The organism is Streptomyces sp. CB02400, assembly GCF_001905725.1.
Lineage (GTDB): Bacteria > Actinomycetota > Actinomycetes > Streptomycetales > Streptomycetaceae > Streptomyces > Streptomyces atrovirens.
Window position 1 is genome coordinate 803,871 of the sequence record NZ_LIWB01000001.1, and the last position, 19,247, is coordinate 823,117.

The following is a 19,247-nucleotide window of genomic DNA, read 5'->3' on the forward strand; positions in this document are numbered from 1 at the left end:
GGATCCGCCAGCTGGTCGAACGCCGGGCGTCGCACGGCTCCCACGGTGCCTACGGCCACGGTGACCCGTACGCCGAGCACGGGCACGGCGGGCACGGCGGCCACCACGACGACCACCACCGTTCCGGTCCCGGCATGGGCACCGTCGTCGCCGCGGGCGCCGCCGGTCTCGCGGTCGGCGTCGTCGGCGGCATGGTCGCGGCCGAAGTCGTCGACGAGGTCGGGGACTTCTTCGAAGGGGACGAGGAGGACGAGGGCTGACAGCAGGCCCCGGAAAGGGGTGAAGGACACATCAACAGGGGGCGGGTGGAGGCATGTATCCGTCCCCTGCCGATGACTTCTACCTTCTTGCAGAAGAAGCGCTGTCCGGTGCACTTCGGTCCGGGCGCCTCCCGACCCGTACGGAGTGCTCATGGCCCTGTGGGACCGCTTCAAGGAGTCCGCGTCGACGATGCAGACCCAGCTCATGGCGAAGAAGAACGATCTGAAGAGCGGTGCCTTCCGCGACGCGAGCATGGCGATGTGCGCCCTGGTGGCGGCCGCCGACGGCAGCGTCGACCCGTCCGAGCGGCAGCGCGTGGCCCAGCTCATCGCCGCCAACGAGGTGCTGCGGAACTTCCCCGCCGACGACCTGCGCCGCCGCTTCGAGGACAACCTCGGCAAGCTCACCACCGACTTCGCCTTCGGCAAGGTGAGCGTCCTGCAGGAGATCGCCAAGGCGAAGAAGAAACCCGCCGAGGCACGGGCCGTCATCCAGATCGGCATCGTCATCGGCGGCGCCGACGGCGACTTCGACCAGGACGAGCGGGCCGTGGTCCGCGAGGCGTGCTACGCCCTCGACCTGCCGCCCCACGAGTTCGACCTCTGAACGGCCCCGGCCCCGCGGCGGCCGGCCCGCCGCGGGGTCACAGGGGCGTGGCCGCGTACAGGATGAGGACCATCGTCACGGCGGAGTTCGCGGACGACATCGCCGACACGGCAGCCCCCACCGCCGCGCCCCACACCGCCAGGCCCACCAGGGTGAACAGCGACGGCCAGCTGCGCGCCGCCGGAGCGGGCCCGAGCAGGGCCGCCACCCGGCGCGGCACCGGGCCCGCCGCGGCCAAGCCGGCCAGGGTGGCCACCGGAGTGCTGCGAGAGACCAGGGCCGCCTTGCCGATCGCCCGGGCCACGGTACGGCGGCTGCCGACCGCCTGGGCCGCGTCCTCGTCCGCCCACCGCTCCGCCGTGTACGCCACCGCCGTCCGCAACGGCCGCAGGAAGGGGTTGGCCCGCGCGGCCAGCTGAACCGCGAGCAGGAAACGGTGGTGACGGGCGGCGAGGTGGGCGCGTTCGTGGGCGAACAGCGCCCGGCGCTCGGCCGGCTCCAGGCGCTCCAGCATGGCCGTGGTCACCACCACGCGGTCCCGCCGGCCGCCCGGCAACGCGTAGGCGTAGGGGACGCCGTCCGGAAGGACGACCACCTCCGTCCCCCGCAGCCCGGCCAGCGCCCGGTGGGCGCTACGACGCACCCGCCCGTGCCGCCACAGCGACCGGCCGCACGCCACCAGCACCGCGCACAGGGCGGGAATCGCCACCTTGCCGGCCACCTCGTCGAACGGGACCGCCGCGCGCACCTCGGGGTCGGACCAGCCGTCGGGCAGCGGGTTCCCGGGAAGCTGGGCGGTGCCGACCACCATCACCAGGCCGAGGCACAGCGTGCTGCAAGCCGCCATCACCGCGGCCACCCCGGTCAGCAGCCGGGTCGCGGTCCGTGGATGCAGATGCTGCTCGGCCAGGCGCGCGATCGGCCACGCGGTCAAGGGAAGCACCAACGGCAGAAAGACGAACACCCCCATGAGGCTTCAGTCTTCCCCTTCGTGCCTCGACTGGCCCAGCAGCTCCCGCAACAGCCGCTCGTCGTCCGGGCCGAGGCCGGTGACGAAGCTGGCCAGCACCGCCTCGCGGTCGCCCTCGGAGTCCAGCACCTTGCGCATCTTGTGGGCAGCCAGGCCCGCCTGGTCCGACGCGGGCGTCCAGGCGAAGGACCGGCCCGCACGCTCCCGGGTCACCGCCCCCTTGGCCAGCAGCCTGGTCAGGATGGTGATGACGGTCGTATAGGCGAGATCGCCGCCCAGGCGTTCCTGGACCCAGCCGGCCGTCGCCGGTCCGTCCGCCTCCCTGAGTGCCGCCAGAACCAGTGCCTCCAGCTCGCCCTGCCCCCGCCGCCGGGGACGCTGCCGCTGTTCCGTCACGCCCCGTCTCCCTTCCGCCGCCGTCCGTTTCCCGCGCGGACATCGTATAGACGCCCCAAGACGATCACGCCACCCGACGAGCCTCGAAGATCCCCCGCCATACTCTCTACAAAATTGTAGAAGCTACGCTGCCCCAGGGCGTGCCCGTACGCAAGAAGGACCACTGAAAGGAGCATCGGGGACATGGGTGTCATCGCGTGGTTGGTACTGGGACTCATCGCTGGAGCGATCGCCAAGGCCATCCTGCCCGGCCGTGATCCGGGCGGCTGTGTCGGCACGACGTTCATCGGCATCGCCGGCGCCTTCCTGGGTGGCTGGTTGTCGGCGGAGTTCCTCGACCGGCCGGTCCGGCGTGAGTTCTTCGACGCCGCGACCTGGGGCTCGGCCGTCGCGGGCGCACTCGTGCTGCTGATCGCCTATCGCCTGCTGTTCGGCAACTCACGGGACTGACAAGGGGCATCGCCCGACCGTGCCGAGCCCGGGGCGCGGTCGCGCCGCCCTTCCGGTTTCTCTACAGTGATGTAGATTCATGAACCGTGGCCCGTGCCGCGGGCCTCGACCGCACCTGCCGAGAAGGAGTACGCAGTGGGAGTTTCCCTGTCCAAGGGCGGCAACGTCTCGCTCAGCAAGGAGGCGCCGGGCCTGACAGCCGTCCTGGTCGGTCTGGGCTGGGACGTCCGTACGACCACCGGCACCGACTACGACCTCGACGCCTCCGCGCTGCTCCTCGACGCGTCCGGCAGGGTCCTGTCCGACCAGCACTTCGTCTTCTACAACAACCTCAGGAGTCCCGACGGTTCGGTGGAGCACACCGGCGACAACCTCACCGGTGAGGGCGAGGGCGACGACGAGGTCGTCAAGGTGAACCTCGCTGCCGTACCCGCCGAGGTCGACAGGATCGTGTTCCCGGTGTCCATCCACGACGCCGAGAACCGCGGCCAGAGCTTCGGTCAGGTCCGCAACGCCTTCATCCGCATCGTCAACCAGGCCGGCGGTGCCGAGATCGCCCGCTACGACCTGTCCGAGGACGCCTCCACCGAGACCGCCATGGTCTTCGGAGAGCTGTACCGAAACGGCGCCGAATGGAAGTTCCGCGCGGTCGGCCAGGGCTACGCCTCGGGCCTCGCCGGGATCGCCGCCGACTTCGGCGTCGGCGTCTGACACCCCGCGGAGGCTGCGCCGGAACGGCTCCCCTCGGGACAGGTCCGGCACCGCCTCCGTACCCGGGTCCTCTCGCGGTCGCCCTCGCCGTCGTCGACGCCGAGCAGGACGCTGTTCAAGCCGCGAACTACGCAGCAGTTGAACGCCTGCGGCCCCGGGTCCAGGGGCCCGGGGCCGCAGCGGCCAGGTTACGGGCCGGGCTGTCGTCCCAGTGCGTGGTCGGGCACTTGGGTCAGTCGGTCATGCTGCCCATCTTCCAGACGGTCATGGACTCGACGGTGCTGCCGTCGCCGAAGAGGCGCGGACCGAGGGAGTCCTGGCGGAAGGGGTAGGCGCGGGTGGTGATGGACTTGTGGTTGTTCGCGTACGCCTCGATCACCGAGCGGTCGAGGAACACGTCGAGGGTCAGGGTGCCGTTGGAGAGCGTCAGCGGTCCCTTGTGGATGCCGAAGTTCGGTTCGGCGCTGGAGTTGTTCCCGGATCGTGTCCGGTCGACGCCCAGCTGTCCTGCGGGGGCGTCGTAGAACAGGCGGGTCCTTTCTTCGTCTCCGGGGCTGCGGAGCACGTCGAGGCCGAACGCGCCGGCGCTGCCGCGTTCCATCGTCAGCTTGATGTGGAGCATGTCTCCCTTGATGCCGGCGAGGCGGGTGTTGGCGTCGGTGAGGGAGGTCGGCGCGGTGATGTCCAGGAGCGGTTCGCCGTCGTGGAGGCGGGAGACCTCCTCGACGGGGCGGAATCCGAGGTCTCCGTCGGGCCGCATGGACAGTTCGATGGGCAGGCCCGCGTTGTGGGCCCAGCCGGCGTCGTAGTGGGCGCGTTCGGTGCGACGGTCCTGGGCGATGCTGAAGACGAGGGAGCGTCCCTTGTCGTCCACCGTTCCGCTGGGGCCGGTGAAGTGGTCGCCGTAGTCCATGAGCCGCGGTTCGGTGGTGTCGGGGGTTCAGCGGCGGGCCTGGGCGTCCCAGGTGCCGACCCAGTAGTAGACGTACTTGCTGCTGTACTCGCCGGGGCCGGCGGGGAAGGCCGGGTTGACGAGCAGGGCCCGGCGCTCGCGGCCCTGGCCGTCCTTTCCGATGGGAAGGAAGGTGGGCAGCTCCCAGACCTGGCCGGTCTTGGGGTGGGCCGCCACGTCACCGACCATCAGGGGGCCCGAGTAGGTCCAGTCGGTGAGGTTCTTGGAGGTGTAGAGGAGGGCGGTGCCGCCGACGTCGGTGCCCGAGGTGGTCTGGACGCCGGAACCCATCAGCTGGAACCAGGTGTCGCCCTCCTTCCAGACGAAGGGGTCGTGGAAGTCGCCGAAGCGGACCTTGCGTCCGGCACCGACGTTCAGGTCGGCGGTCTGGCTGGTGACCAGCGTGGGGTGCATCTTCCACTCGACCAAGTCACTGTCGCCGGGATCGGCGGGGCGTGCGAGGCCGGTCGCCTGGTTGGGGCGCTGGGAGCCGTCGCCGGCGGTGAACAGCAGGACGGGCACGCCGTTCTCGTCGTAGGCGGCGTCGCCGGACCAGACCCCGTCGGGGGCCACGCTGTCCTCGGTGGGCGCGAGTGCGACGGGCAGGTCGCGCCAGTGGACCAGGTCCTCGCTCACCGCGTGTCCCCAGCTGATGTTGTGCCAGTAGGGGCCGTGAGAGTTGTGCTGGTAGAAGAGGTGGTACTTGCCCTCGTACTGGATGGGGGCGTGGGGTTCGTTCATCCAGTGGTTCGGGGCGGTGAAGTGGTAGCCGGGGCGGTAGCGGTCACCGTCGTAGCGCGAACGGTCCATCTCCATCTGGGCCTTGGGGATGGTGCCTCCCGCGAAGGTCTGGACGTCCTTCTGGTGGCCGGCCGTGACCGAAGCCCCTGCACCGCATCGTCTTCACCGGGCGCGCCCCGACCCGCGCACCCGGGCGTACTACGAACGCCGCGCCCAGGAGGGCAAGAAGCGGGCATCTTCGGGGATGCGTTCGTCGACGCCCTCAAGTCGCCCTTCGTCCTCGCCGGGGACCTGCACGACGCGTTCACCGGCGAGAACGGCGGTGCCGGCGCCTTCGTCGACAAGTACCTCCCCGTCCGCCCCGCCTATCGCCTCTACCGCGCCGAATCCATGCTGCGCCAGCAGGGCTGCGACGCCCTCGCCGACCTGTACGCCGAAGCCGCCGAAGAACTGACCCAGCAGATCGCCCTCGTCGGAATCGGCGGCCTGACGGGATGGCGCAGAGCCGCGGTCGAGCCGGGCGGGGGACGTTACTACGGGGAACCGAGTTCGACGCACTTCGGACTCCCCGTCGTTCGGGTCGTCGGGGGTCGGTCCGCTGGGGTCGGTGAGCAGGGTGGGGGCGTTGTCGGCGTAGGCGTAGGCGTAGGGCGATATGTACGGCGTGGTCTGGGCGCGGGTGGCCGGGTCGGGCCGGGTGAAGCGGCCGGTGGTGGTGTCGTGCTGACGGGCGTGCAGGTCGGGATTGCCGGTGGTGGTTTCGTAGCGGGCGCCGGTGTAGGAGGGAGGGCTGGCGGGGGCACCGTCGGTGACGGTGCCCAGGACCCGGGTGCCGAACGGGTTGTAGGCCCAGCGCTGGTAGAGGGTGCCGGTGCTGTTGGTGACGTCGACCGGTGAGCCCTGGGTGTCGTGGTGGTAGTAGAAGAGCGTGCCTGTGCCGGTCTTGGCGGAGGTGGGCTGGCCGAGGGAGTCGTAGCGGAAGGACTGCTTGATGGTCCAGGCGCTGTCGTATTCGGTGGCCAGGACCGGCAGTGGGGCGTTGGGGTCCCACTGGGTGTGGTGGGCGACCGCGCCGCCCCTGAGGGTGGCGACCTGGTTGCCGTTGGCATCGTGGTCGTAGGTGTAGGCGGTGCCCGCGTCGGTGGCGGCGGAGATATGCCCGGCCAGGTCGTAGGTGGAGGTGTCGGCGCCTTTCTTGGGGGGTGACCCAGATACGCGTCGAAGGGGCAATGAGTTGATCTCGAAGCCGTGAGCGTCCGGCCCGTCACCCGTTCGGCTCAGCGTCGCTGGTGGTGATGTTGACCATCGTCTTGGGGCCTGGGGTGGGTTGTGACCTCGATCGAGCGGACCGCGTATCCGCGGTTCAAGCGGCTGATCACCGTGCATGAGCTGCATCTGTTCTTCTCGCCGACTCGTGACGAGCTGGAGTGGGCGGCCGGGGCGACGGACGGGGATGAGCATCTGCTGGCCTTGTTGATGATGCTGAAGTCGTATCAGCGCATGGGGTGCTTTTCGGCGCTGGAGGACGTGCCGGAGCAGGTGGTGGAGTTCGTGCGGCGGCACACGCTCACGTCACTCCGCCCCGGTGGGCAGAACCCACGCCGAACCTTACGGTTCGCACTGGGTCGCCCAGCTGATCAGAGAGGCTGGCGAGGTGCCGCGAGTACGTCCCTGAGTACCTTCTCGAGCGTGACGCGGGCCAGTTCGTGTCTCAGGGTCTCCTCGATGTCCTGGTAGATGCCCCGCATTGCCGGCTGGATGCCGTGACCCACCACGCATCCCTGGTCCGGGGTGGTGCGGTGCATCGCGAACAGCGGGCCGGGTTCCACTGCCTCGTACACGTCGAGCAGGGTGATCGACCCCAGCTCGCGCGCCAGCGACCAGCCCGCGCCCGCGCCCCGCCGGGACTCCACGAGCCCGGCCCTGCGCAGCTCGCCGAGCAGCCGCCTGATCACCACGGGGTTGGTGTTCGCGCTGGCTGCGATCTGCTCGGAGGTGGCGATCTCGTGGCCCTGGCGCTGGTAGAGACCGATCCAGGCCAGCGCATGGGCGGCAATGGTCAGCCTGCTGTTGGCACTCATGACCCCTCCTCCGGTCGCAACGCTCCATGTTACGACAGCGCAGTCGCAACAGTGAAGGTTGCGACAATCTGTTGTAACGATTATAGTTACGACGGCCGGGAAGGGTCGGTCAAAGACAAGCGCGGGCCGTGAGCGTGTTGCGAACTCAAAGGAGAACAGGAATGGAAAGCAACGAAAAGACCATTCGCGAGGCTTATCGGCTCGCGGAAGGGAACGTTCTCGACGGTGACGGTTTCCTGGCCTTGTTCACCGAGGACGGGTCGTTCAACGACATGTCGACCTCGCAGAGTTTCCGCGGAGAGCAGATTCCTCAGGTGATCGCGGGCCTCGCCCGCTCGTTCCCCGATGTGCACCGTGAGCTGCTCGAGGTACATGCGTTCGGTGATGTCGTCGCCGTCGAGTTGCGAATCCAGGGCACGCATCTCGGAGGGTTTCCGACTCCGGTCGGCGAGATCCCACCGACCGGGAACCGGATCGACGTGCCGGCGGCGGACCTCTGGTACCTCCGTGACGGAAAGATCGAAAGGTTCAATTGCTACAACTCGATGAGCGTGTGGCTTGATCAAATCGGGGTCCACCCTGACTTCAAGTCCGCAGTCGAAGCCACCGAGACAGCAGCCACGACGGCGTAACTCTGCCGGTGAGCGCCGAGTATGCGACAAGACACTCCCTTCTTCGGGCCGCATACCCGGCGCTGCTTCTTGAACAAAGTTGTTGTTCGCACCCAACCGCCGACACGACCCGGCAGGCCGACTCATCGAGTATCAGCAGCCCTGGCCGGCAGGTAGGGCAACGACCCACGTCGAGTGACGTTCTCCGGGCCCGCCTCCACGAGACACACGGCTGCGACGAGACCCCACCCCAAAGATCATCGAGGTACGCGGGGCCGGACTGCCCTCAAGCCCTGCGCATCCGACGCTGACCGTGGACGAGTTCCACGCGTGCGCGGACCGTGGAGGGCTCGGCCTGCCATGAGTCCGTGACGATCACGAGAACCGGCGCGAAGGCCGGCGTAAGAGACGGCACCACCCGCGCCCCTTGCTCCGCCCTTGGGCAGGACGACGACTCCCAGCTCGACGCCTTGCGGGCCACGGCATCCCGAGGGACAAGATCTTCAGCGAGAAGATCAGCACCCGCGTCCGCGGAGGGCCCAGTTCGAGGAGGCGCTCGTACGGCGCGGGAGGTCAAGGCCCACGCCCCGCACTGCCGCGTCATCTTTACCGTGTACGAGATGAAGCGGCTCGGCCGCGACGCCGCCGAACTCACCGCGCTCGCCGACCACCTCACCGCCCACGGCCTGGTCCTGGAGATGCTCGCCGGGCCCCTGCCCGGCATCTACGGCCCCACCGGCCCCGGCAAGCTGCTGTTCGCGTTCTTCGCGGCGATGGCGGAGACCGAACGGGAGAACATCCCGGAGTCGACGCTGGAGGGGCTCGACACCGCGGCCCGCAAGGGCAAGCGCGGCGGCCGACCCCCGGTCATCACCGCCGACATGCTCCACACCGTGTTCCGCCGCCGCGCGGGCGGCGAGTCCGTCGAGCAGATCCAGCCCGACCTGATCATCCCCACCGGCAAGCGCAAGGGACAGAACCCCTCCGTCGTCAGCATCTACCGGGCGCTCGCCGAACACGCCAAGCACGAGGCGTACCCCGAAGCCGTCGAGGCCGCGCACGCCGACTTCGCCGCCTGAAGGCCGGGGACGTTCCCGCCCCGCGTACGGCGGACCAGCCGGAACCCACCCGGTACCTCGCGGTCCTCCAGTTCGAAGAGGGCGGCCCGGCCGTCACCGGCGAATGGACGGACGACGCTCCCGCCCTGCGCACGTACTGCGGCTGGGTCGGGCTGTACGGCAGCCAGGACAGCGTGGTCATCCGCCTCATCGAAGTCAGCGACGGCCTCGAACACGTACTCAAGACCTGGACCGCGCAGGGCGAAGTCGGCACCCTACCAGGGGCAAATCCGTAAACCTGCTGTTCACCGGCCCGACGGCGGGGTGATGATGGCCGCCGCAACGCCGTACGAGAAGAGGTCCCCGATGGCTCTGCCCGCACTGACCGCCGAGGCCCGCGCCGAAGCGCTGAAGAAAGCCGCCGCTGTCCGCAAGGAGCGCGGCGAGATCCTCGCCCGGCTCAAGGACGGCAAGGTCTCACTGAAGGAGGTGCTGGAGCGTGAGGACACCGTGGTCGGCAAGGTCTACGTCCGCCGCCTGCTGGAGTCGATGCCCGGCATCGGCAAGGTCCGCGCCGCACAGCTCCTGGACGAACTCGAAATCTCCGAGAGCCGCCGCGTCCAGGGCCTGGGCGCCCGGCAGAAGGAACGCCTGCTCGAACTCTTCACGCCAGCGGCCTGACCACCGCGAACACCGAGCTCCCGGCCGGGGCCCTCTGCTGTCCTTCTACCGCTCCCGCAGCTCGTACGGGTTGATCTCCGCGTACCGGTCGTCCGCCTCAGTCAGGTCGAAGCCTTCCTCCCACGCTGAGGTCTCCAGCCAATTCACCGGCCCGCCAGCCCGGAACTGCGGATGCTCCCAGCGAGGCTCGCCCACACAGAACGCGTGCACTTGGGGCTGCTCGTCGCCGTTCCGGCGGACGAACTTCTCGTCGTAGATGAGGAAGTGCCCCATGTCGTCGCGGTCCTCGCGGACCTCCTCCGGGAGTGTGACCACCCGGGTCACCTTGTCGTCGTCGCAGTCGACATCGACCATCACCGGCATCACGTACCGGACGCACCGCTTCACCACCGCGGCCCCGCCCTTCACATCGCGTAGTCGGCGGCACGCTACCGGGACTGTGCCCACCCAGGGGAGCAAAGGCCAGAGCATCGCGCGTCTACTGGGCCTCGATCGCGAACATGACCCGCCGCCTCACCACACCGAGTCCAGCCTGGCGCGACACCCTCGGACTGGCCGCGTGAACGTCATCGAGCTCCTGGCCGGCCTCCAGGCCCAGCACGACAAGACCGCAGCCCGTGCCGACGAACTGCGTGATCAGATCCAGCACTTGACCGCCGCCCTGACCAAGACCGAAGCGCGACTCGCGAACCTGGTCACCACCCGGAAGGTCATCGCCGAACTCGCACCGGCTTCAGGCCAACCCGCACCGCCCGAGACGAACACCGCCTACCAGGCCATCGTGAACACTTTCAACCAGCATCCCGATCAAGAGTTCCGAGCCTGTGAACTGCACGAACGCCTCGGCATGCCCACCGACGAGGCATCCGTCTACATCACCCGCAGCCGCCTCGGACACCTCACCCGCCAAGGCTTCCTCACTCAACCCGGACGAGGCCGCTACCAGAAGCGGACTCAACGTCCACTGAGAGCCACCGGTCGGGTCTCAGCACTGCCCCGGTACTGACGTAAGCGAGCCGTCGGCCGGATGTCAGTCAGCTGACGGAGGCTGTCGGCACGGTGGCCGAGCCATTCTCGTGGAGACATCGAATCCACCCGGTACCCGGGTGAGACCACGAGGAGCGGACCATGAACACCATCGCGCAGCACTGGATCAACGGACAGTGGACCGGCTCCGGCTCGGTTCTGGAATCGATCAACCCGGCCGACGGCACCGTCGTCGGCTCGTTCTACGACGGTGGCGAGGCGGAGGCCTCGGCCGCCGTGGACGCAGCCGCCGCCGCGTTCGAGACCACCGAATGGGCGCGCACTCCCTCGCTCCGGGCGACCGCGCTCAGCCGGCTGGCCGACGCCCTCGAGGCCCGGGTACCGGAGGTTGCGGCCATGTTGTCCCGGGAGAACGGCAAGCTGCTGGGTGAGACCACGTGGGAGGTCAGCGGTGCGGTCGGGTGGCTGCGGTACGCGGCGGCCTCTGTGCGCACCCAGACCGCCGGGCGCGCCGCCGAGACGGCACCCGGCCAGTACACCCACTCGGTGCCCGAGCCGCTCGGTGTCGCCGGGATCATTTCTCCCTGGAACTCCCCCATCATGCTGACCGTGCGGGCACTGGGCCCGGCGCTGGCCGCCGGCTGCACCGTCGTGGTCAAGCTTCCGGCTCAGACGGCACTGACCAATGAGCTTTTCGCGCAGGTCCTGGCCTCGGTCTCGGAGATCCCGGCGGGCGTGGTCAGCGTGTTCACCGAGTCCGGCAACACCGGGGCCCCGTTCCTGGTCTCCTCGGACAAGGTCGCCGTGATCAACTACACCGGGAGTACGCCGGTCGGGCGCCATATCGCGGCCGCGGCCTCCGCCACGCTCAAGCGGCTCGGTCTGGAACTGGGCGGCAAGGCGCCGATGGTGATCTTTCCCGACGCCGATCTGGACATGGTGATCCCGACTGTGGTGCAGTCGCTGGTGCTGATGAACGGGCAGTTCTGCTGCACCGGCTCCCGTGTACTGGTTCACCGGGACATCGCCGACCAGGTGCGCACTCGGCTCACCAGTGCGCTCGCGCAGGTGCGGCTCGGGTCGGGCGACGACGAGAAGGCCCAGCTCGGCCCGGTGATCGACCGGGCGTCCGCCCAGCGGGTGGACGCGATCGTCGAGGAAGCCACCTCGTACGGCACGGTACTTCTGCGCGGCGGTGTGGTCACCGACGGCCCGCTGGCCGCCGGCGCGTTCTACCGGCCGAGCCTGATCGAGGTGGACCGCACCGACGTCCGGATCGTGCAGGAAGAGGTCTTCGGTCCGGTCCAGACGTTCGAGATCTTCGATGACGAGGACGACGCCGTGACCAAGGCGAACGCCACCATTTACGGCCTGGCCGCCTCGGTGTTCAGCTCGGACTCGATGAAGGCCCGCCGGATCGCCCGGCGCATCCGCACCGGCACGGTATGGATCAACACCTGGGGGGCCATCAGCGAGGACTTCGAGGAGGGCGGCGTCAAGGGAAGCGGTTACGGCTACCTGTGCGGCCCGCGAGCGATCGAGGAGTTCCAGGCCCTCAAGGTGTACGTGGAGCAGGACCACACCCAGTCCGCTCACTGATCAGATCATGACCTGGCCCAGCGCCCACCTGGGCGCCGGGCCGTCCCCCTGCACGGGAAGGTTGCACCGGGCGTCGATTCTGATCACCGGAGCGACGAACGGTCTTGGTCTCGCTCTGGCTGAGGAGCTTGCGGAAGCCGTGCACCAGTTGCTTCTGCACGGTCGTGTCCCGCAGCGACTGGTGCCGGTCGCGCAGCGTTTCGGGGCCGGGCGACACATCGCCGACCTGTCCGCTCTGGCCGAGACCCAGCGACCCGCGGCCGAAGTGGCGGCACGGCACGATCGCCTCGACGTGCTGGTCAACAACGCGGGTGCGGGCTTCACCTGGAACGGCACCATCCGGAGCATGTCAGCGGACGGATACCAGCAGCGGCCGGCGGTGAACCGTCTGAGCGCTGTGCTGCTCACCCGGCAACTGCTGCCGCTGTTGCGCGCGGGCAGCCCATCACGCAGCGCCGACAGCGCCTCGGTCGCGCAGGAACCGATGGAATCAAAACGATACGCAGCATGTCGATTTGGAGTGGTCCATGAACGAGAGAATTGTTTCCCATGCCTACGGTGCCGACGATCCTGGACTGCCAAGCCCACCGGCAGTGACGGACATCCGGCACACGCTCCGGGAGCAGCGCCGGAACGCGTTCGCGAACGCCGAACCCCGGCTCGGCCCCACCGTTCCGGCCGCCGTCCGGCGTTGGAAGCTGTGGCTCCTCACCGTGTGCGGTATCTACCCCACCATCGTCCTGCTGGGCCTGGCCACGAACCCTGTTCTGGAGGATCTGTACCTGCCGGTGCGACTCGCTGTACTCGTCCCGGCGGCGGCAGCAGCGATGGTCTGGCAGATCAATCCCCGACTGCAGCGGCATTTCGGAGCTTGGCTCACCAGATGACAAGCAGCCCGGCTCCGCCGCCGGTGTGCTCCGCGGCGCCCGCACACCACAGACCACTGCGCAGGCTCACGGCGCGAGGCCGCGACGAGACCCACCGCGACGTCTCCTCGCTGGAGCTCTTCTTCGACCTGTGCTTCATCGTGGCCATAGCCCAGGCAGGCGCCCAGCTGGTGCACGCCATAGTCGAGGGACACACGGGCGAGGGGATCCTCAACTACTTGATGATCTTCTTCGCCATCTGGTGGGCGTGGATGAACTTCACGTGGTTCGCCTCGGCTTACGACAACGACGACGTGCTGTACCGGATCGTCACGCTGATCCAGATAGCCGGCGTGCTCGTCCTGACGGCAGGCGTCTCCCAGGCGTTCGAGGAACACGCGTACCCGGTCGTCGTCCTGGGCTATGTGATCATGCGGCTCGCCATGACGGCGCAGTGGCTGCGCGTGGCGCGGTCGAGCCAGGGCCCCGAGCGGACGATGGCGCTGCGGTACGCCATCGGGCTGTGCCAGATCGGCTGGCTGGGGCTACTGGCCCTGCCGGAGGCCGGCCGCCCGTGGGTCTTCCTGGTGATGGCGCCACTGGAGATGGCCGTACCGCTGTATGCGGAGCGGGCCCACCCCACGCCCTGGCACCCCCACCACATCGCCGAACGATACGGGCTGCTCACGCTCATCGTGCTCGGCGAGACCATCGCGGCGGCCACCGTCGCCGTGAAGTCGGGGATCGACGAGCACGAGGCCCTGGGTGAGTTGCTGCCCATCGCCGTCGGCGGACTGCTGATCATCTTCGCCGCCTGGTGGGTGTACTTCGCGGTCCCCATCCACGGGCACCTCCGGTCCAACCGGCAGTCCTTCCTCTGGGGCTACGGTCATTACCTGATCTTCGTCTCGGGTGCCGCGATCGGGGCCGGCCTGGAGGTGGCGGTGGAGCAGGCGGTGGGCAAGACGCACCTTTCGGCGCTGTCGGCGTCGGCGGCGGTGACGCTGCCGACAGCGCTGTTCCTGCTCACGGTATGGGCGCTGCACTCGCGCTTCTACAAGGTGGGGATCGCCCAGCAGTCGGTGCTGCCGACCACGGCGCTGCTGGTGGTCGTCTGTACGTTCCTGGGTCACTGGGCGGTGCTCGCGGCGGGACTGGTGGCGGCGCTGGCGGTGGCAGCCGGGGTGACGCTGACGGCGCTCGGGGCGAGCCCGGAGCGCGGGAGGGGCGAGGAAAGCGCCGCGGTGCCAGTTCTGTGAGGAAACCCCCGCCGCCGCGGGAACCTGGCCGGCACAGCGTACGACGGCGCCCGTGCCGTGCGCCCGGTGCACCTGCTCAACGACGGCGACACGTTGTTCACGCCGACGACGGGGACGCACCCGCTCGGCACCGCGAACCCGCCGACCCCGGACAACGTCCTCACGGCGGGGCGCGGACTCGGTGACCCACGCGACCGTACGCGCTGTGGGCACCGCCGAGCGGGTCGCGTACTCATCGACGGAGCCGAGACCACCAAGGTCCTCAACGCCGCTCAGGCCGCCGACGTCGACGCCACCCACATCACCGTCATCAGCCGACTCGAAGGGCTTCCCGGGAAGGCTGACTGCCCTTGGTGCTGTCGTTGCGGTGGGGCTGCGGCGCCCGACGGGTGCTCTGCATGATCTTCGTTTGGGAGCTGCGGGTGTCGGCGAAGCAGATGGCTTCAGGCTCCGTTTGCCGGTGGGTGCGATACTTCCTGGTCAAGTGCGTGGCTGGTGTTTCGACTGCTTCGCGAGGCAGGACGAGGGACGCGGCGGATGTGGGCGAAGTCAGGGACAGGCACGGGCGTCGGCCCGACCGGGCTGGTCGGCCGGGAGGGCGAGCTCGCCGAGCTTGCGGCGTTCCTGGACATGGCCGGGACGGACGGAGCTGTCCTGCTGCTCACCGGTGATCCGGGCGTGGGGAAGACGGCACTCCTGGACGCGACCGCCGAGCTGGCGGTGGCGAAGGGAGTGCGGGTCGTCCGCGGGAGCGGTGTCGAGTACGAGACGGACATCAGCTACGCGGGGCTCCATCAGCTCGTCGGCTCGCTGCCGGACGAGCTCGGTCGTCTGCCGCGTTCCATACGGGAGGCCCTCGAGGTCGCCCTCGGTCTCGGCGCCGGTCCCGCGCCGAGCCGGATCGCCGTCCTGAACGCGGCACTGTCCCTGTTCGACGAGGCCGCGAAGGAGCGGCCGTTGCTCCTCGTGGTCGATGACCTCCATGTCGTCGACCAGGCGAGCCGGGCCGCGGTGGGTTTCGTCGCCAGAAGACTGGGGGGCCGGCGCATCGGGCTGCTCGGAGCGCAGCGGGCGGAGTCCGGCGAATCCTTCCGGTCCACCGGTCTGCCGGAGCTCGAGGTCGCGCCGCTGGGTGACGCGGACGCCCTGCGGCTGCTGTCCCGACGCTTCGCTCACCTTCCCCGCCGGGTTCTTTCGACCGTGGCCCACGAGGCGCAGGGAAATCCCCTGGCGCTGCTCGAGTTCGCCGGGTCCACCGGGGTGTCCGGCGACCAACACGGCCAAGGGACGGGGTGGGCGAGCGGACCGGGGCGGGATGTCCGCGCTCTGTACGGCGCCCGCGTCGGACGACTGCCGCGGGGAACGCGTGAGGTACTGCTGCTCGCGGCTCTTGAGGGCTCCGGCGACATCGGCGTCCTTGAGGCGGCCGGCGGGCCGGGCAGCCTTGAGGAACTCGCTCCCGCGGAGCGTGACCACCTGGTCATGGTCACGGAGAACGGCCGCGCGGTGCGCTTCCGGCATCCGCTGGTCAGGTCCGCGGTGGTCGACGGTTCCACCGGTGAACAGCGGCGCGGCGCCCACCGCCGGCTGGCCGACGCGCTGGCGGACCAGCCCGAGCGGCGCGGTGATCACCTCGCGAGAGCCACGACGGCGCCCGACGAGGCGGTCGCCGCCGTGGTGGAGTCGGCGGCCCGGAGCAGCCTGCGGCGCGGTGACGCCGACGGCGCGATCGCGCGATTGCGGCGCGCGGCCGAGCTGAGCACCGACCGAGCGGACCGCAGGCGCCGCCTGTCGCAGGCCGCCTATGCCGCCGCCTGGGTCACAGGCCGTCTGGAGGTCAGCCACGAGATCATGCGTGAGGTCGAGGGCAATCCGGCGGCCCGGTCGCTCTCGGCGGCCGCGACGGCCGGCTTCCTGGTGCTCGTCACGGAAGGCGACGCCGATACGGCCCATGCACTCCTGATGGAGGCGGTCGAGCAGGCCCCGGTGATGCCCGGACCGCCGCATGAGGAGCTGGAGACCGCGCTGTTCACCCTCACCCTCGTCAGCCAGTACTCGGGCCGGCAGGAGCACTGGCAACCTCTGGTCGACGTGCTCGCCCGGGTCCCCGAGGCGGCGCCCGCCGCCGCGGCGTCGCTGGGGCGCGTCCACCACGACCTCGGCTCCGTCACCGACGGCATGCTGCGCCGCCTGGACGAGGAGATCGCGCGGCTGAGGGACCAGAGTGACGCCGACGTGGTCGTCCGCACCGCCCTGACCGCCTCGTACCTCGACCGGCTTCCGGGCTGTCGCGAGGCCGTGTCCCGGGTCATACGCGACGGCGGCGCGGTGGGATCGAGCATGCCGGCCCTGATGTTCGTCGCCCTCGACGACCTGTACGCCGGCCGGTTGCAGGCGTCGGCCGACGCCGCGGCCGAACTCATCGCACTGTCCGAGGAGACGGGGTACCACCTGTTCGCCCAGGTGGGGCATTACGTCGCCGCGATGGCCGCGGCCCAGCGCGGCGCCCTCGACGCGTGCCGGGAGCACTGCGAGGACATCTGGGGGTGGTCGGGTCCCAGGGGCCTGCGGCGGCTGGAGAACTGCGCCCACCAGGCGGCGGCCCGGGCGGCCCTCGGCGCCGCCGACTTCGAGACGGCGTTCCGGCACGCCACGGCGATCTGCGCCCCGGGTGTGCTGCCGGCGTTCAACCCCGAGGCCGTGTGGTCCGCGCCGGACCTCGTCGAGGCCGCCGTGCGCTCCGGGCGGCACGCGGAGGCGCGACGGCACGCGGACGCGCTGCGCGACGCCGGTGTCGGTCACCTCTCGTCGCGGTTCGCGCTGAGCGCGGCCACGGTCACGGCGATGACATCGGCTGCCGAGGACATGGTCCGGTGCTTCGAGGAGGCACTCGGGCTGCCGGGCATCGAGCAGTGGCCCTTCGAGGTCGGCCGTGCTCATCTGGCGTACGGCGAGAGGCTGCGCCGTCAGGGGCTCAACCGCGAGGCCCGGGTGCAGCTGGCCGCCGCCCGCGGCCGCTTCGAGGAGCTCGGGGCCCGTTCGTGGGAGGCCCGGGCCGCGGCGGAGCTCCGCGCCACCGGGATGACGCGGACCGGCCGGGGCAAGGCCGGCGATGCCCTCACCCCGCAGGAGCTGGAGGTCGCCAGGCTGGCGGCGACGGGGCTGTCGAACCCGCAGATCGCGTCGCGTCTGTTCCTGTCGCCGCGGACCGTGTCGTCGCATCTCTACCGTGTGTTCCCGAAGCTGGGGATCACGTCGCGGGCCGGGCTCCGCGACGCTCTGGACGCGCTGCCTCCCGAGCCTCCGGCCACCCGGCTGTGAGAGCTACTCCGAGATGCAGCGGCGTACAGCACTTGCCGCGTTCCTGGATACGTGCAGTGAGGATGCACTCATTGAGGAAGTGCTGCTGCCACTCTTCCGGCAGCTGGGCTTTCACCGGATCACTGCGGCCGGGCACCGGGACAAGGCGCTGGAGTACGGCAAGGACATCTGGATGCGGTACACCCTGCCGACCCAGCATTTACTGTACTTCGGTATCCAGGTGAAGCGCGGGAAACTGGACGCCACCGGCAAGTCCAGGGCGGGCAATGCCAACATCGCTGAGATCCACAATCAGGCCCTGATGATGCTGGCGCACGAAATCTTCGACCCCGAGACCAACCGGCGCGTCCTCGTCGACCATGCGTTCATCGTGGCCGGCGGGGAGATCACCAAGGCTGCACGCAACTGGCTGGGCAACGCGTTGGACGCGGCGAAGCGGAGCCAGATCATGTTCATGGATCGCGACGACATTTTGAACCAGTTCGTGGTGACCAACCTGCCGCTTCCCGTGGGTGCACTGCCGGGTGCGATGTCAACTGGTGACACCGCGGAAGCGCCATTCTGATGCTCGTTCGGGGGCTGCGGCCTCAGGCGGACGAGCAGACGTCGCCCACTTTGTCAGCTTCGGGGAAGTATGGGACGTGCCGCCGCGACCGCGCGGCCTGCCTCCGCATCCTTCGATGCCGCAGCCGTCACCACCTCGGCGTCGACGACTCGCTCGCCAGGGAGCTCGCCACCCCCCAGCCGGGAGGCGGATGGCTCCGCTCGTACGGTGACTGCGCGAGGAAGACCGTGCGCACAGCGTCTACCTGTGCCGTTCGTGGTGAATCTCGGTGCCGCTGAGGAATGCCGTGGCGGACGATGGCCGAGCCGGATGCGAGGGCCGCCGCTGTTGTCACAGTTGTAGGGCCACTTGATGCAGCAGCGGCTTTGGGAGAAGTGAGCGCTGTCAGCGGGGAGCGGCTGACCGGTCCCCGGTGACTTGGTCGAGGTCGTGCGTCGCCTGGGCCAGCAGATCGAGCATGGCCAGCTCCGCTCGCGCGGCGTCCTGGTCGCGGACGGCGTCGAATACGGCCTTGTGGCTGGGCAGGGGGTCGGATGCCTCGCTGTGGGAGTGCACCATGCGGTCGCGTGCGCGCAGCCCCGGCTCCAGGAGCAGGTCCATGCGGGCCAGCATCTCGTTGCCGGTGGCGTTGAGCAGGGCGCGGTGGAACGCGGCGTCCGCTTCCGCGGCGCCTTCGGGGGAGTGGGCGTGCGCCTCGGCCATGGCGTCGAGGGCACTCTGCATCGCCTGCAGGTCGTCATCGGTGCGATGCAGCGCGGCCCGGTGCGCCGCAGCGGGCTCCACGATCGAGCGCACGTCGGCCAGGTCCCGCATCAGGCGCTGCCCCCCGCCGGTCTCCACCTGCCAGCGGATGAGGTCCGCGTCGAGAAGGTTCCAGTGCTCGCGCGCGCGGACGAAGGTGCCGCGTTTCTGGCGGGCGTCGATCAGTCCCTTGCCGGCGAGGACCTTCAGGGACTCGCGCATGACGGTCAGGCTGACGTCCAGTTCCTCACCGAGCGCGCGAACGTCGAGCGTGGCGCCTTCGGGCAGGTCACCGCCGACGATGCGGGTGCCCAGGGCGTGCACGATCTGCCCGTGTACGCCTCGGCCGGTGTAGGACGCCATGCGGTGTTCTCCTCGCGATGGGAAGCGG

Annotated in this window: 21 protein-coding genes and 3 pseudogenes; 16 read left to right on the forward strand and 8 right to left on the reverse strand. The window is 69.6% G+C overall.

Annotated features, from left to right (window positions below):
- Both AMK33_RS03415 and AMK33_RS03420 read left to right on the forward strand, forming a co-directional pair.
- A pseudogene (locus AMK33_RS03415) lies at nt 1–260 on the forward strand (sporulation protein); the annotation flags it as partial.
- Between the two features lie 151 nt (nt 261–411).
- On the forward strand, nt 412–867 hold the full coding sequence (locus AMK33_RS03420; protein ID WP_073931159.1) for a tellurite resistance TerB family protein: 456 nt from the start codon (nt 412–414) through the stop codon (nt 865–867).
- Nucleotides 868–904: 37 nt separating this feature from the next.
- On the opposite strand, the gene AMK33_RS03425 is transcribed toward AMK33_RS03420, so the two are convergent.
- Together AMK33_RS03425 and AMK33_RS03430 are read right to left on the reverse strand one after the other, a co-directional pair.
- Nucleotides 905–1,837 (reverse strand): M56 family metallopeptidase, encoded by a 933-nt coding sequence (locus AMK33_RS03425; protein WP_073931160.1) that lies wholly within the window; start codon nt 1,835–1,837, stop codon nt 905–907.
- Between the two features lie 6 nt (nt 1,838–1,843).
- Nucleotides 1,844–2,233: a BlaI/MecI/CopY family transcriptional regulator gene (locus AMK33_RS03430; RefSeq protein ID WP_073931161.1), complete on the reverse strand. Its 390-nt coding sequence runs from the start codon at nt 2,231–2,233 to the stop codon at nt 1,844–1,846.
- 183 nt (nt 2,234–2,416) lie between these two features.
- Here AMK33_RS03430 and AMK33_RS03435 point away from each other — a divergent pair, with 183 nt between their 5' ends.
- Nucleotides 2,417–2,683, forward strand: a complete 267-nt coding sequence (locus AMK33_RS03435; protein WP_073931162.1) for a GlsB/YeaQ/YmgE family stress response membrane protein — start codon at nt 2,417–2,419, stop codon at nt 2,681–2,683.
- Nucleotides 2,684–2,818: 135 nt separating this feature from the next.
- Nucleotides 2,819–3,394 carry a TerD family protein gene (locus AMK33_RS03440; RefSeq protein WP_073931163.1) on the forward strand — a complete coding sequence of 192 codons (576 nt, stop codon included), beginning with the start codon at nt 2,819–2,821 and terminating at the stop codon, nt 3,392–3,394.
- Nucleotides 3,395–3,626: 232 nt separating this feature from the next.
- Here AMK33_RS03440 and AMK33_RS03445 read toward each other — a convergent pair whose 3' ends face one another.
- The 3 genes from AMK33_RS03445 to AMK33_RS43615 all read right to left on the reverse strand — a co-directional run bounded on the left by AMK33_RS03445 (nt 3,627) and on the right by AMK33_RS43615 (nt 6,317).
- Nucleotides 3,627–4,307, reverse strand: coding sequence for a GH32 C-terminal domain-containing protein (locus tag AMK33_RS03445; protein ID WP_073931164.1), 681 nt, complete (start codon nt 4,305–4,307; stop codon nt 3,627–3,629).
- Between the two features lie 27 nt (nt 4,308–4,334).
- Nucleotides 4,335–5,162, reverse strand: coding sequence for a glycoside hydrolase family 32 protein (locus tag AMK33_RS03450; RefSeq protein ID WP_073931165.1), 828 nt, complete (start codon nt 5,160–5,162; stop codon nt 4,335–4,337).
- A 123-nt stretch (nt 5,163–5,285) separates the two neighbouring features.
- Entirely contained in the window at nt 5,286–6,317 is a 1,032-nt protein-coding gene (locus AMK33_RS43615) for an RHS repeat-associated core domain-containing protein (protein ID WP_079194722.1), read from the reverse strand.
- Nucleotides 6,318–6,416: 99 nt separating this feature from the next.
- On the opposite strand from AMK33_RS43615, the gene AMK33_RS03465 reads away from it, so the two are divergent.
- Nucleotides 6,417–6,824 carry a DUF4158 domain-containing protein gene (locus AMK33_RS03465; protein WP_073931166.1) on the forward strand — a complete coding sequence of 136 codons (408 nt, stop codon included), beginning with the start codon at nt 6,417–6,419 and terminating at the stop codon, nt 6,822–6,824.
- Here AMK33_RS03465 and AMK33_RS03470 read toward each other — a convergent pair.
- The gene (locus tag AMK33_RS03470) at nt 6,725–7,168 is read right to left on the reverse strand and encodes an Rrf2 family transcriptional regulator (protein WP_073931167.1); all 444 of its coding nucleotides are present in this window, start codon (nt 7,166–7,168) and stop codon (nt 6,725–6,727) included. The two genes, AMK33_RS03465 and AMK33_RS03470, sit on opposite strands and share 100 nt — an antisense overlap.
- Before the next feature lie 161 nt (nt 7,169–7,329).
- Here AMK33_RS03470 and AMK33_RS03475 point away from each other — a divergent pair, with 161 nt between their 5' ends.
- From AMK33_RS03475 to mihF, 3 genes are all read left to right on the forward strand, one after another.
- Nucleotides 7,330–7,800: a nuclear transport factor 2 family protein gene (locus AMK33_RS03475; RefSeq protein ID WP_053637133.1), complete on the forward strand. Its 471-nt coding sequence runs from the start codon at nt 7,330–7,332 to the stop codon at nt 7,798–7,800.
- 347 nt (nt 7,801–8,147) lie between these two features.
- Nucleotides 8,148–8,858 carry a recombinase family protein gene (locus tag AMK33_RS03480; protein WP_073931168.1) on the forward strand — a complete coding sequence of 237 codons (711 nt, stop codon included), beginning with the start codon at nt 8,148–8,150 and terminating at the stop codon, nt 8,856–8,858.
- 345 nt (nt 8,859–9,203) lie between these two features.
- Nucleotides 9,204–9,518, forward strand: coding sequence for an integration host factor, actinobacterial type (mihF, locus tag AMK33_RS03490; RefSeq protein ID WP_073931169.1), 315 nt, complete (start codon nt 9,204–9,206; stop codon nt 9,516–9,518).
- Nucleotides 9,519–9,563: 45 nt separating this feature from the next.
- Here the strand turns inward: mihF and AMK33_RS03495 are convergent, their stop codons facing one another.
- Nucleotides 9,564–9,872, reverse strand: coding sequence for a hypothetical protein (locus tag AMK33_RS03495; RefSeq protein WP_143203801.1), 309 nt, complete (start codon nt 9,870–9,872; stop codon nt 9,564–9,566).
- Nucleotides 9,873–10,077: 205 nt separating this feature from the next.
- On the opposite strand from AMK33_RS03495, the gene AMK33_RS03505 reads away from it, so the two are divergent.
- From AMK33_RS03505 to AMK33_RS03540, 8 genes and pseudogenes are all read left to right on the forward strand, one after another.
- Complete coding sequence (locus AMK33_RS03505; protein WP_201262951.1) at nt 10,078–10,524, forward strand: hypothetical protein; 447 nt, start codon at nt 10,078–10,080, stop codon at nt 10,522–10,524.
- A gap of 122 nt (nt 10,525–10,646) precedes the next feature.
- Complete coding sequence (locus AMK33_RS03510; RefSeq protein WP_073931171.1) at nt 10,647–12,104, forward strand: aldehyde dehydrogenase family protein; 1,458 nt, start codon at nt 10,647–10,649, stop codon at nt 12,102–12,104.
- Nucleotides 12,105–12,111: 7 nt separating this feature from the next.
- A pseudogene (locus tag AMK33_RS45130) lies at nt 12,112–12,618 on the forward strand (SDR family NAD(P)-dependent oxidoreductase); the annotation flags it as partial.
- 13 nt (nt 12,619–12,631) lie between these two features.
- Nucleotides 12,632–12,991, forward strand: coding sequence for a hypothetical protein (locus AMK33_RS43620; RefSeq protein ID WP_073931508.1), 360 nt, complete (start codon nt 12,632–12,634; stop codon nt 12,989–12,991).
- Nucleotides 12,988–14,229 carry a low temperature requirement protein A gene (locus tag AMK33_RS43625; protein ID WP_073931507.1) on the forward strand — a complete coding sequence of 414 codons (1,242 nt, stop codon included), beginning with the start codon at nt 12,988–12,990 and terminating at the stop codon, nt 14,227–14,229. Before AMK33_RS43620 ends, AMK33_RS43625 begins: the two co-directional genes overlap by 4 nt.
- Before the next feature lie 24 nt (nt 14,230–14,253).
- Nucleotides 14,254–14,455, forward strand: a pseudogene (locus tag AMK33_RS43630) (P1 family peptidase); the annotation flags it as partial.
- Nucleotides 14,456–14,766: 311 nt separating this feature from the next.
- On the forward strand, nt 14,767–17,550 hold the full coding sequence (locus AMK33_RS03535; RefSeq protein ID WP_073931172.1) for an ATP-binding protein: 2,784 nt from the start codon (nt 14,767–14,769) through the stop codon (nt 17,548–17,550).
- 13 nt (nt 17,551–17,563) lie between these two features.
- The gene (locus AMK33_RS03540; protein WP_235617953.1) at nt 17,564–18,115 is read left to right on the forward strand and encodes a restriction endonuclease; all 552 of its coding nucleotides are present in this window, start codon (nt 17,564–17,566) and stop codon (nt 18,113–18,115) included.
- A 384-nt stretch (nt 18,116–18,499) separates the two neighbouring features.
- Here AMK33_RS03540 and AMK33_RS03545 read toward each other — a convergent pair whose 3' ends face one another.
- The gene (locus tag AMK33_RS03545; RefSeq protein WP_073931173.1) at nt 18,500–19,219 is read right to left on the reverse strand and encodes a FadR/GntR family transcriptional regulator; all 720 of its coding nucleotides are present in this window, start codon (nt 19,217–19,219) and stop codon (nt 18,500–18,502) included.
- Nucleotides 19,220–19,247: the final 28 nt, after the last annotated feature.

Coding starts and splice junctions, on each gene's coding strand:
- AMK33_RS03420 (WP_073931159.1), top strand. CDS start 412: ATGGCCCTGTGGGACCGCTTCAAGGAGTCCGCGTCGACGATGCAGACC.
- AMK33_RS03425 (WP_073931160.1), bottom strand. CDS start 1,837: ATGGGGGTGTTCGTCTTTCTGCCGTTGGTGCTTCCCTTGACCGCGTGG.
- AMK33_RS03435 (WP_073931162.1), top strand. CDS start 2,417: ATGGGTGTCATCGCGTGGTTGGTACTGGGACTCATCGCTGGAGCGATC.
- AMK33_RS03445 (WP_073931164.1), bottom strand. CDS start 4,307: ATGGACTACGGCGACCACTTCACCGGCCCCAGCGGAACGGTGGACGAC.
- AMK33_RS03450 (WP_073931165.1), bottom strand. CDS start 5,162: ATGGAGATGGACCGTTCGCGCTACGACGGTGACCGCTACCGCCCCGGC.
- AMK33_RS03470 (WP_073931167.1), bottom strand. CDS start 7,168: ATGAGTGCCAACAGCAGGCTGACCATTGCCGCCCATGCGCTGGCCTGG.
- AMK33_RS03475 (WP_053637133.1), top strand. CDS start 7,330: ATGGAAAGCAACGAAAAGACCATTCGCGAGGCTTATCGGCTCGCGGAA.
- mihF (WP_073931169.1), top strand. CDS start 9,204: ATGGCTCTGCCCGCACTGACCGCCGAGGCCCGCGCCGAAGCGCTGAAG.
- AMK33_RS03495 (WP_143203801.1), bottom strand. CDS start 9,872: ATGGTCGATGTCGACTGCGACGACGACAAGGTGACCCGGGTGGTCACA.
- AMK33_RS03510 (WP_073931171.1), top strand. CDS start 10,647: ATGAACACCATCGCGCAGCACTGGATCAACGGACAGTGGACCGGCTCC.
- AMK33_RS43620 (WP_073931508.1), top strand. CDS start 12,632: ATGAACGAGAGAATTGTTTCCCATGCCTACGGTGCCGACGATCCTGGA.
- AMK33_RS43625 (WP_073931507.1), top strand. CDS start 12,988: ATGACAAGCAGCCCGGCTCCGCCGCCGGTGTGCTCCGCGGCGCCCGCA.
- AMK33_RS03535 (WP_073931172.1), top strand. CDS start 14,767: ATGTGGGCGAAGTCAGGGACAGGCACGGGCGTCGGCCCGACCGGGCTG.
- AMK33_RS03540 (WP_235617953.1), top strand. CDS start 17,564: ATGCAGCGGCGTACAGCACTTGCCGCGTTCCTGGATACGTGCAGTGAG.
- AMK33_RS03545 (WP_073931173.1), bottom strand. CDS start 19,219: ATGGCGTCCTACACCGGCCGAGGCGTACACGGGCAGATCGTGCACGCC.